17 protein-coding genes and 1 riboswitch are annotated in these 13,527 nt (G+C 31.5%); of the genes, 14 read left to right on the top strand and 3 right to left on the bottom strand.

The window, feature by feature from the left end; translation table 11 throughout:
* Positions 1-85 precede the first annotated feature (85 nt).
* Positions 86-409, bottom strand: coding sequence for a thioredoxin family protein (locus NR218_RS05565; RefSeq protein WP_048682682.1), 324 nt, complete (start codon positions 407-409; stop codon positions 86-88).
* A 139-nt stretch (positions 410-548) separates the two neighbouring features.
* On the opposite strand from NR218_RS05565, the gene NR218_RS05560 reads away from it, so the two are divergent.
* From NR218_RS05560 to NR218_RS05530, 7 genes are all read left to right on the top strand, one after another.
* Positions 549-902, top strand: a complete 354-nt coding sequence (locus NR218_RS05560; RefSeq protein WP_048761460.1) for an arsenate reductase family protein — start codon at positions 549-551, stop codon at positions 900-902.
* A 92-nt stretch (positions 903-994) separates the two neighbouring features.
* Entirely contained in the window at positions 995-1,375 is a 381-nt protein-coding gene (gene gcvH / locus NR218_RS05555; protein ID WP_017175879.1) for a glycine cleavage system protein GcvH, read from the top strand.
* 136 nt (positions 1,376-1,511) lie between these two features.
* Positions 1,512-1,898, top strand: a complete 387-nt coding sequence (locus NR218_RS05550) for a toprim domain-containing protein (protein ID WP_002448075.1) — start codon at positions 1,512-1,514, stop codon at positions 1,896-1,898.
* On the top strand, positions 1,891-2,190 hold the full coding sequence (locus tag NR218_RS05545) for a thioredoxin family protein (protein WP_002448091.1): 300 nt from the start codon (positions 1,891-1,893) through the stop codon (positions 2,188-2,190). The genes NR218_RS05550 and NR218_RS05545 overlap by 8 nt, the downstream gene beginning before the upstream one ends.
* Positions 2,191-2,244: 54 nt before the next feature.
* Positions 2,245-2,349: riboswitch (SAM riboswitch) on the top strand.
* An 84-nt stretch (positions 2,350-2,433) separates the two neighbouring features.
* Positions 2,434-3,459, top strand: a complete 1,026-nt coding sequence (locus tag NR218_RS05540) for a methionine ABC transporter ATP-binding protein (RefSeq protein ID WP_048680282.1) — start codon at positions 2,434-2,436, stop codon at positions 3,457-3,459.
* Positions 3,452-4,147, top strand: a complete 696-nt coding sequence (locus NR218_RS05535) for a methionine ABC transporter permease (protein ID WP_002448101.1) — start codon at positions 3,452-3,454, stop codon at positions 4,145-4,147. Before NR218_RS05540 ends, NR218_RS05535 begins: the two co-directional genes overlap by 8 nt.
* Before the next feature lie 20 nt (positions 4,148-4,167).
* Positions 4,168-4,983, top strand: coding sequence for a MetQ/NlpA family ABC transporter substrate-binding protein (locus NR218_RS05530; RefSeq protein WP_049382066.1), 816 nt, complete (start codon positions 4,168-4,170; stop codon positions 4,981-4,983).
* Positions 4,984-5,073: 90 nt separating this feature from the next.
* Here NR218_RS05530 and NR218_RS05525 read toward each other — a convergent pair whose 3' ends face one another.
* Positions 5,074-5,238, bottom strand: a complete 165-nt coding sequence (locus NR218_RS05525; RefSeq protein ID WP_002448129.1) for a hypothetical protein — start codon at positions 5,236-5,238, stop codon at positions 5,074-5,076.
* A 175-nt stretch (positions 5,239-5,413) separates the two neighbouring features.
* Here NR218_RS05525 and NR218_RS05520 point away from each other — a divergent pair, with 175 nt between their 5' ends.
* The gene (locus NR218_RS05520; protein WP_002448111.1) at positions 5,414-5,599 is read left to right on the top strand and encodes a CsbD family protein; all 186 of its coding nucleotides are present in this window, start codon (positions 5,414-5,416) and stop codon (positions 5,597-5,599) included.
* Between the two features lie 63 nt (positions 5,600-5,662).
* Here the strand turns inward: NR218_RS05520 and NR218_RS05515 are convergent, their stop codons facing one another.
* Positions 5,663-6,520 (bottom strand): DUF368 domain-containing protein, encoded by an 858-nt coding sequence (locus NR218_RS05515; RefSeq protein ID WP_019835074.1) that lies wholly within the window; start codon positions 6,518-6,520, stop codon positions 5,663-5,665.
* 327 nt (positions 6,521-6,847) lie between these two features.
* Here NR218_RS05515 and sufC point away from each other — a divergent pair, with 327 nt between their 5' ends.
* From sufC to NR218_RS05485, 6 genes are all read left to right on the top strand, one after another.
* The gene (sufC, locus tag NR218_RS05510) at positions 6,848-7,609 is read left to right on the top strand and encodes a Fe-S cluster assembly ATPase SufC (protein ID WP_002448050.1); all 762 of its coding nucleotides are present in this window, start codon (positions 6,848-6,850) and stop codon (positions 7,607-7,609) included.
* A 122-nt stretch (positions 7,610-7,731) separates the two neighbouring features.
* Positions 7,732-9,039: a Fe-S cluster assembly protein SufD gene (gene sufD / locus NR218_RS05505; RefSeq protein WP_017175874.1), complete on the top strand. Its 1,308-nt coding sequence runs from the start codon at positions 7,732-7,734 to the stop codon at positions 9,037-9,039.
* A gap of 30 nt (positions 9,040-9,069) precedes the next feature.
* On the top strand, positions 9,070-10,320 hold the full coding sequence (locus NR218_RS05500) for a cysteine desulfurase (RefSeq protein ID WP_170999981.1): 1,251 nt from the start codon (positions 9,070-9,072) through the stop codon (positions 10,318-10,320).
* Entirely contained in the window at positions 10,310-10,771 is a 462-nt protein-coding gene (gene sufU / locus NR218_RS05495) for a Fe-S cluster assembly sulfur transfer protein SufU (protein ID WP_002448166.1), read from the top strand. The genes NR218_RS05500 and sufU overlap by 11 nt, the downstream gene beginning before the upstream one ends.
* Before the next feature lie 161 nt (positions 10,772-10,932).
* Complete coding sequence (gene sufB / locus NR218_RS05490; RefSeq protein WP_002448087.1) at positions 10,933-12,330, top strand: Fe-S cluster assembly protein SufB; 1,398 nt, start codon at positions 10,933-10,935, stop codon at positions 12,328-12,330.
* 336 nt (positions 12,331-12,666) lie between these two features.
* Positions 12,667-13,515, top strand: coding sequence for a DUF72 domain-containing protein (locus NR218_RS05485; protein ID WP_049415350.1), 849 nt, complete (start codon positions 12,667-12,669; stop codon positions 13,513-13,515).
* Positions 13,516-13,527 lie beyond the last annotated feature (12 nt).

The following is a 13,527-nucleotide window of genomic DNA, read 5'->3' as shown; positions in this document are numbered from 1 at the left end:
CATTTTAATATGAATTCAACGAAAGTGTTTTTATATATTTCCCACTAATTGGGGTCAGTCCAAAATAACGAGTGTGGTTTTTTAATTATTTATTAAATGTTTCTTTTAAGAATGATTCAACTTGTTCAGGTGATTTTGCATTAGCAGAATGTAAATGGGCATGTTTTTGACCATTTTCAAATATAAGTAAACTTGGGATACCCATGACTTCATTGTCTGATGCTACATCTTCTAATTCATCACGATTTACTGAATACCATTTATAGTCGTTATACTTGTCAACGATTGGATCAATCCACATATCCATTGCTTTACAATCAGGACACCAACCAGCTTCAAATTTTACAATAACAGGTTGTTCACTTTGAATAACTGAATTAAATTCTTCAGTAGTAGTAATATTTTTCATACTTTACACTCCTTTTAGCTTGTTTTATATATTATAACTAATTACTAATGTTTAGAAAAAAATAAAGCTTAAAAAGTAGAGCGTTTATTTAAATAATCTGATATATTTAGAATAAGTTTAAATAGGAGGATAATACTGAATGATTAAATTTTATCAATATCCAAAATGTACAACTTGTAAAAAAGCTGCTCGATTTTTAGATGAGCATGGAGTGAGTTATGAGTCTATAGATATTGTGCAACACACACCTACAAAGCAAGAATTCAAAGAGTTAGTAGTTAAATCAGAAGTGGAAATCAATAAATTCTTTAATACACATGGTGTGAAATATAGAGAACTTGGTTTGAAAGATAAATTAAATGAATTATCTAATGATGAAAAATTAGAACTCTTAGCCTCAGATGGAATGTTGGTAAAACGTCCGCTAGCGGTTTCGGGTGAAAAAGTTACATTAGGTTTTAATGAAGAACAATACAAAGATGTATGGTTATAGAAAGTATAATCACAACTTTTAATATTAATAGTTGAATGAAAACTTACGGTATGGCATCATTAAATTGTAATTATTTTTAGGAGGGGATTTTCGTGGCAGTACCGAGCGAATTCAAATATTCTAAGGAACATGAATGGGTTAAAGTTGAAGGAAATACGGCAACAATTGGTATTACTGAATACGCGCAAGGTGAATTAGGAGACATCGTATTTGTCGAATTACCAGATGTCGATGATGAAATTAATGAAGGGGATACATTTGGTAGTGTTGAATCAGTAAAAACAGTATCTGAATTGTATGCACCTGTTTCTGGGAAAATTGTTGAAACAAACGACGAATTAGAAGATAGTCCAGAATTTGTTAATGAATCACCTTATGAAAAAGCATGGATGGTAAAAGTTGAATTAAGTGACGAAAGTCAATTAGATGAATTACTATCAGCTGAACAATACTCTGAAATGATTGGCGAATAATTTTTTAAAACTCCTTGATATTAAATCTAGGAGTTTTTTATATAATTATATTAATTATCTGTAAATTGTGTTTATATTCATCAATAACGTGAAAAAGTAAATGATTGTTTAATATCGACTTAGAAGGTGGATGAACATGGCAATTTTAAATAAAGTTATCATTGTTGAAGGTAAATCTGATAAGAAGAAAGTGCAACAAGTCATTGCTGAACCTGTAAATATTATTTGTACACATGGTACAATGAGTATCGACAAACTAGACGATATGATAGAAACGTTATATGGAAAACAGGTCTATATTCTTGCCGATTCAGATGATGAGGGCGAAAAAATTAGAAAGTGGTTTAAACGTTATTTAAGTGAAAGTGAACATATCTATGTAGATAAAACATATTGTGAAGTCGCACGTTGTCCCAAAAATTATCTTGCTCATGTATTGAGTAAATACGGATTTAACGTAAAAAAAGAGAAAAAACTTATACCTAATTTAAGTTCTGAAAGGTTAGTACTTGTGAATGAATAATTCTATTAAAATCGAAGATATCAAAGAACACTTTGATAAAGATAAACATTTAATATTTGGATATACTCCTATGTGTGGAACATGTAAGATTTCAGAGCGCATGCTAGATATTGCAAATGATATCGAACAATTACCACTTAAAAAAATTGATTTAAATTTCCATAAGTATTTTAGTGAAGAATATAAAATTATGTCTGTACCTGTACTGTTAATTATGGATAAGGATAAAGAGGTAGATAGAATCTATGCATTTCAATCTGTGCCATATTTGTTAGAAAAGTTAAAAAAATGATTGACGAATTATTAGTACAGTGATAGGATATAAATTAATTAAATAGTGCGAAAACTCTTATCGAGAGAGGTGGAGGGATGTGCCCTACGAAGCCCGGCAACCGTCTATAATAGAAATGGTGCCAATTCACATAAAGTTTAATACTTTAGAAGATGAGAGAAAGATAATTTTAAATGCTTTCTCATCTCTCTAGGTGGGGAAGCATTTTTTAATTACATAAGGAATTTAAGGGAGGCACTTAACGTGATTGAGTTAAATCAAGTTGTTAAACGCTATCACACAAAGAACAAAGATGTACTAGCAGTAGATCACGTTGACTTGAATATAGAATCAGGCTCAATTTTTGGAGTGATTGGGTTTTCTGGTGCTGGTAAAAGTACGTTAATTCGAATGTTTAATAATCTAGAAGAACCGACTTCAGGGGATATCATTATAGATGGAGACAATATTAACAAACTTTCTAAGTCAGATTTGAGAAAAAAACGACAAAAAGTAAGTATGATTTTCCAACATTTTAATTTGTTATGGTCACGTACTGTCATTAGTAATATTATGTTCCCACTAGAAATAGCTGGAGTATCTCGTGCAGAAGCAAAACAAAGAGCTTTAGAACTTGTAGAGTTGGTCGGTTTAAAAGGTCGTGAAAAAGCTTATCCTTCAGAATTATCAGGTGGTCAAAAACAAAGAGTTGGGATTGCTCGTGCATTAGCGAATGATCCGAATGTCTTATTATGTGACGAGGCTACAAGTGCGCTAGATCCACAAACAACGGATGAAATTTTAGATTTACTATTAAAAATAAAAGAAGAAAGAAATCTAACGATTGTGATTATTACACATGAAATGCAAGTGATTAGACGCATATGTGATGAAGTTGCAGTGATGGAAAATGGGCGTGTTATTGAGCAAGGTAAAGTTGATGAAGTATTTGAAAATCCTCAACATGAGGTGACAAAACGATTTGTGAAAGACGATTTAGACGACGATTTTGAAGATTCAATTAAACATCTAGAACCATTAAACAAAGACGCTTATATTGTAAGGTTGAATTTCAACGGTAATAATACCACACAACCTGTTGTATCTGATATTACGCGAACGCAGAATATTGAATTAAATATTTTGGAAGCAAATATTAAAAATACACGTACAGGTTCAGTTGGATTTTTAATTGTACACATTCCACATATTAGTGAAGATGGATTTAATACATTCGTAACTGAGTTACATAAAGAACACGTAAATGTGGAGGTGATTAAACATGGATAAATCATATGGTGATATCTTCCATGAAATGATTACTATGCCTAATGTGCAATGGCCTGAAGTTTGGCAAGCAATTTATGAAACACTTTATATGACTATAGTGTCAACCATTTTTGCTTTTATCTTTGGCTTAATCTTAGGCGTGTTGCTTTTCTTATCAGCTAAAAGTGACGCACCTGGAGCTAAGATTTTCTATACGGTAGTTTCATTTATAGTTAACTTGTTCCGTGCGATTCCATTTATTATTTTAATTTTGTTATTAATTCCGTTCACAAGTGTATTATTAGGTACAATTAGTGGACCGACGGGAGCACTTCCAGCATTAATCATTGGTGCTGCACCGTTCTACGCAAGACTAGTTGAAATCGCATTTAAAGAAATCGATAAAGGCGTTATTGAAGCAGCATGGTCTATGGGTGCAAATACTTGGACAGTCGTTCGAAAAGTATTGCTTCCAGAAGCAATGCCAGCACTTGTTTCAGGTATTACAGTAACTGCTATCGCTTTAGTTGGTTCAACTGCTATTGCCGGCGTTATTGGTGCAGGTGGTTTAGGTAACTTAGCTTACTTAACTGGTTTTACACGTAACCAAAACGACGTCATTCTAGTGTCAACCGTATTTATTTTAATTATTGTATTTATAATCCAATTCATCGGGGATTGGCTTACAAATAAAATTGATAAACGATAATAGAAAAGAGGACAGATTAAATGAAAAAACTTTTAAGTTTAGTATTAGTACTTACACTGACAGTTGTATTAGCTGCTTGTGGTAAAGGCGGAGACGAAAAAGATAAAAAAATCGTTGTAGGTGCTTCACCAGCACCACATGCTGAAATCTTAGAAAAAGCAAAACCACTTCTTGAGAAAAAAGGTTATGATTTAGAAATTAAAACAATCAATGATTACACTACACCTAATAAGTTGTTAGATAAAGGTGAACTTGATGCTAACTACTTCCAACACGTTCCTTATTTAAAAACTGAAAGTAAAGAAAAAGGATACAAAATTGAAGATGCAGGTAAAGTTCATTTAGAGCCAATGGCTGTTTATTCTAAAAAATACAAAAGTTTAAAAGACCTTCCTAAAGGTGCGACAGTTTATGTTTCAAATAACCCAGCTGAACAAGGTCGTTTCTTAAAATTCTTCGTTGATGAAGGCTTAATTAAAATTAAAAAAGGCGTAAAAATTGAAGACGCTAAATTTGAAGATATTACTGAAAACAAAAAAGATATTAAATTCAATAACAAACAATCAGCTGAATATCTTCCAAAAATCTATCAAAATCAAGATGTAGATGCAGCTATTATTAATTCAAACTATGCTATTGATCAAGGCTTAAGTCCACAAAAAGATTCAATTGTAGTTGAAAAACCTAATAATAACCCTTATGCAAACCTAATTGCAGTTCGTAAAGATCATAAAGATGATGAAAAAATTAAAGCTTTAGTTGAAGTATTACAATCTAAAGACATTCGTGATTTCATCAATGAAAAATACAAAGGTGCAGTTGTACCTGCAAAATAATGAATAATAATGCAGTAAAAAACGGTTCACAAAGAAATATGTGAACCGTTTTTTTATTTTATATCAATACATTTATTGCAGTCATTTATATTATAAACTTGAATCGTCTTGATATAGTATTCCAACGCCGATACCACCTTGACCCATCGCATATTCAAATTTAACAATTTCTATATATGGATGTTCTTCTAAGAATGCATTGACTTTTTTATTTAAACCTTTTTCTGTCATAGCAGTAAAATTAACAAATGTCATAGTTATCATCTCCAATTGGATAAGTAAATTGAACAATGTTATTATAACAATTATTTTAATTAGACAGAAAATATAAAAAAATAACAGAATTTATGTTTATACATGATATGTATTGGGTATGTTAATATTACAAAAATCATTTAAGAATGAAATGTTCAACAAGGAGGAATTTAAAATGGCAGAAGATAAATTTGAACAAGCTAAAGGTAATATTAAGGAAACAGTTGGTAATGCAACTGATAATAAAGATTTAGAAAAAGAAGGTCAAGGCGACAAAGCTTCAGGTAAAGCTAAAGAAGTGGTTGATAACGTTAAAGATAAAGCAAATGATGTTATTGATAAATTAAAAGGCGATAAATAAGTCGTTTTAACTAGAAGAGAACGCATGTGTTAAACACATGCGTTTTTTGTTTATTTTAGAATATTATGTCTGAGTATCATTGTTAGACGTAATTAGTCCTAATGAATAACTTACTATATATCCTATTACTAAAGAAATAATCGAAACAATCCATTCTACTGGTGATTTAGGAATTCCTGGGAATACAGCATAAATTGAACCAATAACAAAACCAGTAATTAAGGCAAATGTTCCAATAAAGTGGTGGGTTAAAAAGTATTTTATAATACGGCTTGAAAATAGAAATCCACATAAAATACCTAAACCAACTACTATTAATATAGGCAGACCGGTAAAGTTAAATTTAGCTAAATTAGCAATAGCTAACATTATTGTTCCATATGCACCGAATACAAGTAGCATAAATGAGCCAGAGATACCTGGAAGTAGCATTGCACTAGAAGCACAAACACCTGCTATAAAATATTTAATAATAAGACTAAAAGATAATTGAAGTGTTAAACTTGATTGCTGTGTGCTAGGATTTAATATTGTTAATGCTACTATAACTATGATTCCTAAAATTAATAATCCATAGTGTTTAGTTGTAAATGTTTTTTTAAAATCTGAAGTTTTTAATAGGTAAGGGACAATGCCTATAATTAAACCAGTAAAAAAGAACATCGTTATTACATGATGATGATCGAGTAGGTAATGAATTAAATTACTAAGTACACCAATCGCTAAAATCATTCCTATTAATATAGGAAGTAAAAATTTTAGACTTGGCCAAAACCGTTTAGAAAACAATCCACTAATGGATGAAATAAAATCATCATAAATCCCTAAAAGTAAAGCAATGGTACCTCCACTGATTCCTGGAACTAAATCTGAAGTCCCCATCGCAAATCCTTTTAAAATATTTTTCCATTTGAATGTCATAAAGGTCTCCTTTCTTTCTTTATTAAGTTAATACGAATATTACCAAATTTTCACCTTACATTGAAATATTAAATAGTTAATCATCGTTAGTATCTAGTTACCTATTGAGAACAGATGCCTTTTGATTATCAGTCGCACTTGAAAATTGAAGTGATTTCGAAACAATTTTGACGAAAATATAATCTTTTTTGTCATTTTAATAAGTTTATATTGGGGACTATTTACGTTATAATTAAGTGTATTAAAGTGTTAGAAGTCTTTTTGACTATAAATTAAAATTACTATAAACTAGTTAAGAAAACTTTATATTTTATGGAGGGAATATAAATGTCATCAACATTGGAAATTAAAGACTTACATGTGTCTATTGAAGATAAAGAAATTTTAAAAGGTGTTAATTTAACAATTAATACTGGTGAAGTTCACGCAATCATGGGACCTAATGGTACAGGTAAATCAACATTATCTTCTGCAATTATGGGTCACCCAAGTTATGAAGTTACTCAAGGTGAAGTATTACTTGATGGCGTAAATATTTTAGAATTAGAGGTTGACGAAAGAGCAAAAGCAGGTCTTTTCTTAGCAATGCAATATCCATCAGAAATTACTGGTGTAACAAATGCAGACTTTATGCGTTCAGCGATTAATGCAAAACGTGAAGAAGGTCAAGAAATTAACTTAATGCAATTTATTAAAAAATTAGATAAACAAATGGATTTCTTAGATATTGATAAAGATATGGCGCAACGTTATTTAAATGAAGGTTTCTCAGGTGGGGAGAAAAAACGTAATGAAATCTTACAATTAATGATGTTAGAACCCAAATTTGCGATTTTAGATGAAATTGACTCAGGTTTAGATATTGATGCATTAAAAGTCGTTTCTAAAGGAATCAATGAAATGCGTGGTGAAGATTTCGGTGCATTAATGATTACACACTATCAACGTTTATTAAACTATATTACTCCTGATAAAGTACATGTTATGTATGGCGGTAAAGTTGTAAAATCAGGCGGTCCAGAATTAGCTAAACGTCTTGAAGAAGAAGGTTATGAATGGGTTAAAGAAGAATTTGGTGCAACTGAATAGGTCATTAAATAATATAAAAACTATTCATAAAAAGAACTGATTGATTTTAAAATGTGGAAATAAACAGTTTATATATCAATTCAGTTACTAAAATTTTTCATCAAGTAGGAGGAAAAAGCATTATGACAACAGAAACTTTAAATATTTCTGAAGCACAACTTGTTGATTATTCTAAAGCACAAAATGAACCTTCTTGGATGACTGAACTACGTCAAAAAGCTTTGAAATTAACAGAAACTTTAGAAATGCCTAAACCAGATAAAACAAAACTAAAAAAATGGGATTTCGATGCATTTAAACAACATCATGTAGAAAGTAAATCATATAATGATGTATCAGAACTTCCTGAATCAGTTAAAAATATTATTGATATAGAAAATTCTAAAAATTTAATTATTCAACATAATAATGATTTAGCTTTCACACAAGTATCAGAACAAGCAAATCATAATAATGTTATTATTGAAGGTTTATCAAAAGCGCTACAAGATCATAGTGAATTAGTAGAAAAATATTTAATGAAAGATGCAGTTACAGTAGATGAACATCGATTAACTGCTTTGCATACAGCATTATTGAATGGTGGCGTATTTGTATATGTCCCTAAAAATGTAGTAGTTGAAGACCCTATTCAATATGTAGTATTACATGACAATGAGAATGCAAGTTTATTTAATCATGCCATTATTGTAACGGAAGAAAGTGCTGAAGTAACATATGTTGAGAATTACCTTTCAACTGCAAGTGGTGAAGGTAATCAAGTCAATATTATTTCTGAAGTGATTGCAGGAGCAAATTCAAACATTACTTATGGTTCAGTTGACTATCTAGATAAAGGATTTACAGGTCACATTATCCGTCGTGGTGTGACGGCAGCAGATGCATCAATTAATTGGGCTTTAGGTTTAATGAATGAGGGAAGCCAAATTATTGATAATACTACTAACTTAATTGGTGATCGTTCAACAAGTGAACTAAAATCAGTCATTGTTGGTACTGGTGATCAAAAAATTAACTTAACATCTAAAATCGTTCAATATGGTAAGGAAACAAATGGTTATATCTTAAAACATGGTGTAATGCGTGAAAATGCTTCATCTGTATTTAATGGTATTGGATATATTAAGCATGGCGGTACAAAATCTATCGCAAATCAAGAATCTCGTGTGTTAATGCTTTCAGAGCATGCTCGCGGAGATGCGAACCCTATTCTACTTATCGATGAAGATGATGTTGAAGCAGGTCATGCAGCTTCGGTTGGTCGTGTTGACCCAGAACAACTTTACTACTTAATGAGCCGTGGTATTTCTCAAAAAGAAGCAGAACGTCTTGTTATTCATGGTTTCTTAGATCCAGTTGTCCGTGAATTACCAATTGAAGATGTGAAACGTCAATTACGAGAAGTCATCGAACTTAAAGTAAATAAATAGATCATTGAGATTTTCAATAAAAGAAAGGTCGTGAAGGTAGTGGCCGAAACTTCATTAAACATACAAGAAATTATTGAAGACTTTCCTATACTAAATCAAAAAATTAATGGAAAACGATTAGCTTATCTTGATTCAACAGCAACAAGTCAAACACCAGTGCAAGTATTAAATGTATTAGATGATTATTATAAACGTTACAATTCTAATGTGCATCGTGGTGTGCATACTCTAGGTTCTTTAGCAACAGATGGATATGAAAGTGCTCGTGAGACAGTACGACGTTTCATTAATGCTAAATATTTTGAAGAAATTATTTTTACTAGAGGTACGACTGCTTCAATTAATATTGTTGCACATAGTTATGGAGACGCTAATATTAACGAAGGCGACGAAATCGTTGTGACAGAGATGGAACATCATGCTAATATTGTGCCTTGGCAACAGCTAGCTAAACGAAAAAAAGCTACTTTAAAATTTATTCCTATGACTGATGATGGTGAACTAAGAATTGAAGATGTCAAATCGACAATTAATGACAATACTAAGATTGTAGCTATTACTCATGTGTCTAATGTCTTAGGTACCATTAATGATATAAAAGCAATTGCTAAGATTGCGCATGAACACGGTGCTATTATTAGTGTTGATGGAGCACAATCTGCACCTCATATGGATATCGATGTTCAAGATTTAGATGTTGATTTCTTTAGCTTTAGCGGCCACAAAATGTTAGGACCGACTGGTATTGGTGTATTATATGGAAAACGTGAACTACTTCAAAACATGGAACCTGTTGAGTATGGTGGGGACATGATTGATTTTGTAAGTAAGTACGATGCAACATGGGCTGACTTACCTACTAAATTTGAAGCTGGTACACCGATTATTGCTCAAGCTATTGGATTGGCTGAAGCTATTCGTTATATCGAAAATATAGGCTTTGATGCCATTCATCAGCATGAAAAAGAATTAACAGAATATGCATATGAGCAATTATCTTCAATTGAAGGATTAGAAATATATGGTCCCCCTAAAGAAAGACGTGCAGGTGTGATCACTTTTAATTTAGCTGATATTCATCCACATGATGTTGCTACAGCAGTAGATACTGAAGGTGTCGCTGTTAGAGCTGGACATCACTGTGCGCAACCATTAATGAAATGGTTAAATGTATCATCTACTGCAAGAGCAAGTTTTTATATTTATAATACTAAAGAAGATGTTGACCAATTAGTAGAAGCATTGAAACAAACGAAGGAGTTTTTCTCATATGAGTTTTAATAATTTAGATCAACTTTATAGATCTGTAATTATGGATCATTATAAGAATCCTCGTAATAAAGGCGTTTTAGATAATGGATCAATGACAGTAGATATGAATAATCCTACTTGTGGTGATCGCATTAGACTAACATTTGATATCGAAGATGGTATCATTCAAGAGGCGAAATTCGAAGGTGAAGGTTGCTCAATTTCAATGTCAAGTGCATCGATGATGACTGAAGCAGTTAAAGGTCATTCATTAGGTGAAGCAATGCAAATGAGTCAAGAATTTACTAAAATGATGTTAGGTGAAGATTATAACATCACTGAAGATATGGGAGATGTAGAAGCATTACAAGGGGTTTCTCAATTCCCAGCGCGTATTAAATGTGCAACGTTAGCGTGGAAAGCTTTAGAAAAAGGTACAGTGCAAAAAGAAGGTAAAGCAGAAGGTACAACTGAAGAATAAAATACGAATAGGTAATAAATGTTATTCTAAGCACTATGGTGCTGTGACATTTTACACATATTTCTTTTTATATAGTTTTCATGTTGTTACAATGACTATAGATAGTAGTGAAAGATAAATGATGCGTATATCGTTTTAAATATATTTAAGGAGTGATTGAAATGGCTAAAAAAGCACCTGATGTTGGAGATTATAAATATGGTTTCCATGATGAGGATGTTTCCATTTTCAGATCAGAACGTGGTCTAACAGAAAATATTGTTAGAGAAATTTCTAAGATGAAAGAAGAACCAGAATGGATGCTTAATTTCCGATTAAAAGCTTTAAAACTATTCTATAAAATCCCAATGCCTCAATGGGGTGGCGATTTATCAGAATTGAATTTTGATGACATTACTTATTATGTTAAGCCTTCAGAGCATACTGAACGTTCTTGGGATGAAGTACCTGAAGAAATTAAACGTACATTTGATAAATTAGGTATACCAGAAGCAGAACAAAAATATTTAGCTGGTGTTTCTGCACAATATGAATCAGAAGTTGTATATCATAATATGGAAAAAGAATTAGAAGAAAAAGGGATAATCTTTAAAGATACAGACAGTGCTTTACGTGAAAATGAAGACTTATTTAAAGAATACTTTGCTTCTGTTGTTCCAGCAGCTGATAATAAATTCGCAGCATTAAATTCAGCAGTATGGTCAGGTGGTTCATTCATCTATGTACCTAAAAACGTTAAATTAGATACACCATTACAAGCGTACTTCCGAATTAACTCAGAAAATATGGGTCAATTCGAACGTACATTAATTATTGCTGATGAAGGGGCTTCAGTAAACTATGTTGAGGGTTGTACTGCACCAGTATATACTACAAGTTCATTACACTCAGCAGTAGTTGAAATTATTGTTCATAAAGATGCACATGTTCGTTATACTACTATCCAAAACTGGGCTAACAATGTGTATAACTTAGTTACTAAACGTACGTTTGTTCATGAAAATGGTAATATGGAATGGGTTGACGGTAACTTAGGTTCTAAGTTAACAATGAAATACCCTAACTGTGTATTATTAGGTGAAGGTGCGAAAGGTAGTACATTATCCATCGCATTTGCGGGTAAAGGTCAAGTTCAAGATGCAGGTGCTAAAATGATTCATAAAGCCCCAAATACATCTTCAACTATCGTATCTAAATCAATTTCTAAAAACGGTGGTAAAGTAATCTATCGCGGTATCGTTCACTTTGGACGCAAAGCTAAAGGTGCGCGTTCAAATATCGAATGCGATACATTAATTCTAGATAACGAATCAACTTCAGACACAATTCCATATAATGAAGTATTTAATGATAATATTTCATTAGAACATGAAGCGAAAGTTTCTAAAGTATCTGAAGAACAATTATTCTATCTAATGAGTAGAGGGATTTCTGAAGAAGAAGCAACAGAGATGATTGTTATGGGATTCATCGAACCATTTACTAAAGAATTACCAATGGAGTATGCTGTAGAAATGAACCGTCTTATTAAATTTGAAATGGAAGGTTCAATCGGATAATTTAAGATATAGCTTAAGCTAATAGTTAAAAGAACTAGAATGTTTAACATTCTAGTTCTTTTGTTTTTAAAGCTATGATTAATTATGATGGCGATATTCTACCTTATCTAGTTTAAAACCAGTTAACACAATCTATTAGAAGAGAAGTAGTTACAAATTAGCTACTAATCAAAAGTGAACGATTTAATAGATTAATTATTTTTACAAATGAATCAGTTATTAACGCAAACTTAGGGTGTTATAGTAGAAATTTTAAAATAATAAGAAAATGTAAAGTTAGTATACAACAAGTGATATATTAATTTTGAATATGGTATCATATATCTGGTGATAAAAATGATTAATATCGGTCTAACTGGATGGGGAGATCATTATTCTTTATATGAAGATCTTGAAAGACAAACAGATAAACTACGTACATATGCGAGTCATTTTCCTGTTGTTGAACTTGACGCTTCATATTATGCTATCCAACCTGAACGTAATATATTGAAATGGATCAATGAAACACCAGATAAGTTTCAGTTTATCGTTAAGATTCATCAAGCATTAACGCTTCATTCAGATTATAAAACCTATGCTGATTCACGCTCTGAACTATTTAAACAATTTAGACAAATGCTTGAACCACTGATTGCACATCATAAATTAGCAATGGTCTTAGTACAATTTCCACCTTGGTTTGATTGTACAGCGCAAAATATAAATTATATTTTGTATGTTCGACAACAGCTAGAAGATATCCCCATGTGTGTAGAATTTAGACATCAATCTTGGTTTAATTCCCAATTTAAAGAACAAACTTTAATGTTTTTAACCGAACATCAAATTATTCATGCGGTCGTAGATGAACCACAAATTAAAGATGGGTCTATACCTTTAGTCAATCGTATAACTTCTAGTACCGCTTTTGTGCGTTATCATGGTAGAAATCAGCATGGTTGGACTAAAAAAGATATGACTGATCAAGAGTGGCGAGATGTTAGATATTTATATAATTATAATGAAAATGAATTAAAAAATTTAGCAAATAAAGTTCAAATATTAGAACAAAAAGCTGAAAAGGTCTATGTTGTTTTTAATAATAATTCTGGTGGTCATGCAGCTCAAAATGCTAAAACCTATCAAGATATTTTAGATATAGAGTATACAGGCTTAGCACCTCAGCAATTAAAATTTTTCTAAGAGGCGAATTAT

The organism is Staphylococcus sp. SUC_1.2 (assembly GCF_026222585.1).
The sequence above is the reverse complement of the archived record's forward strand: the minus strand, read 5'-3'. Positions and strand labels throughout refer to the sequence as shown.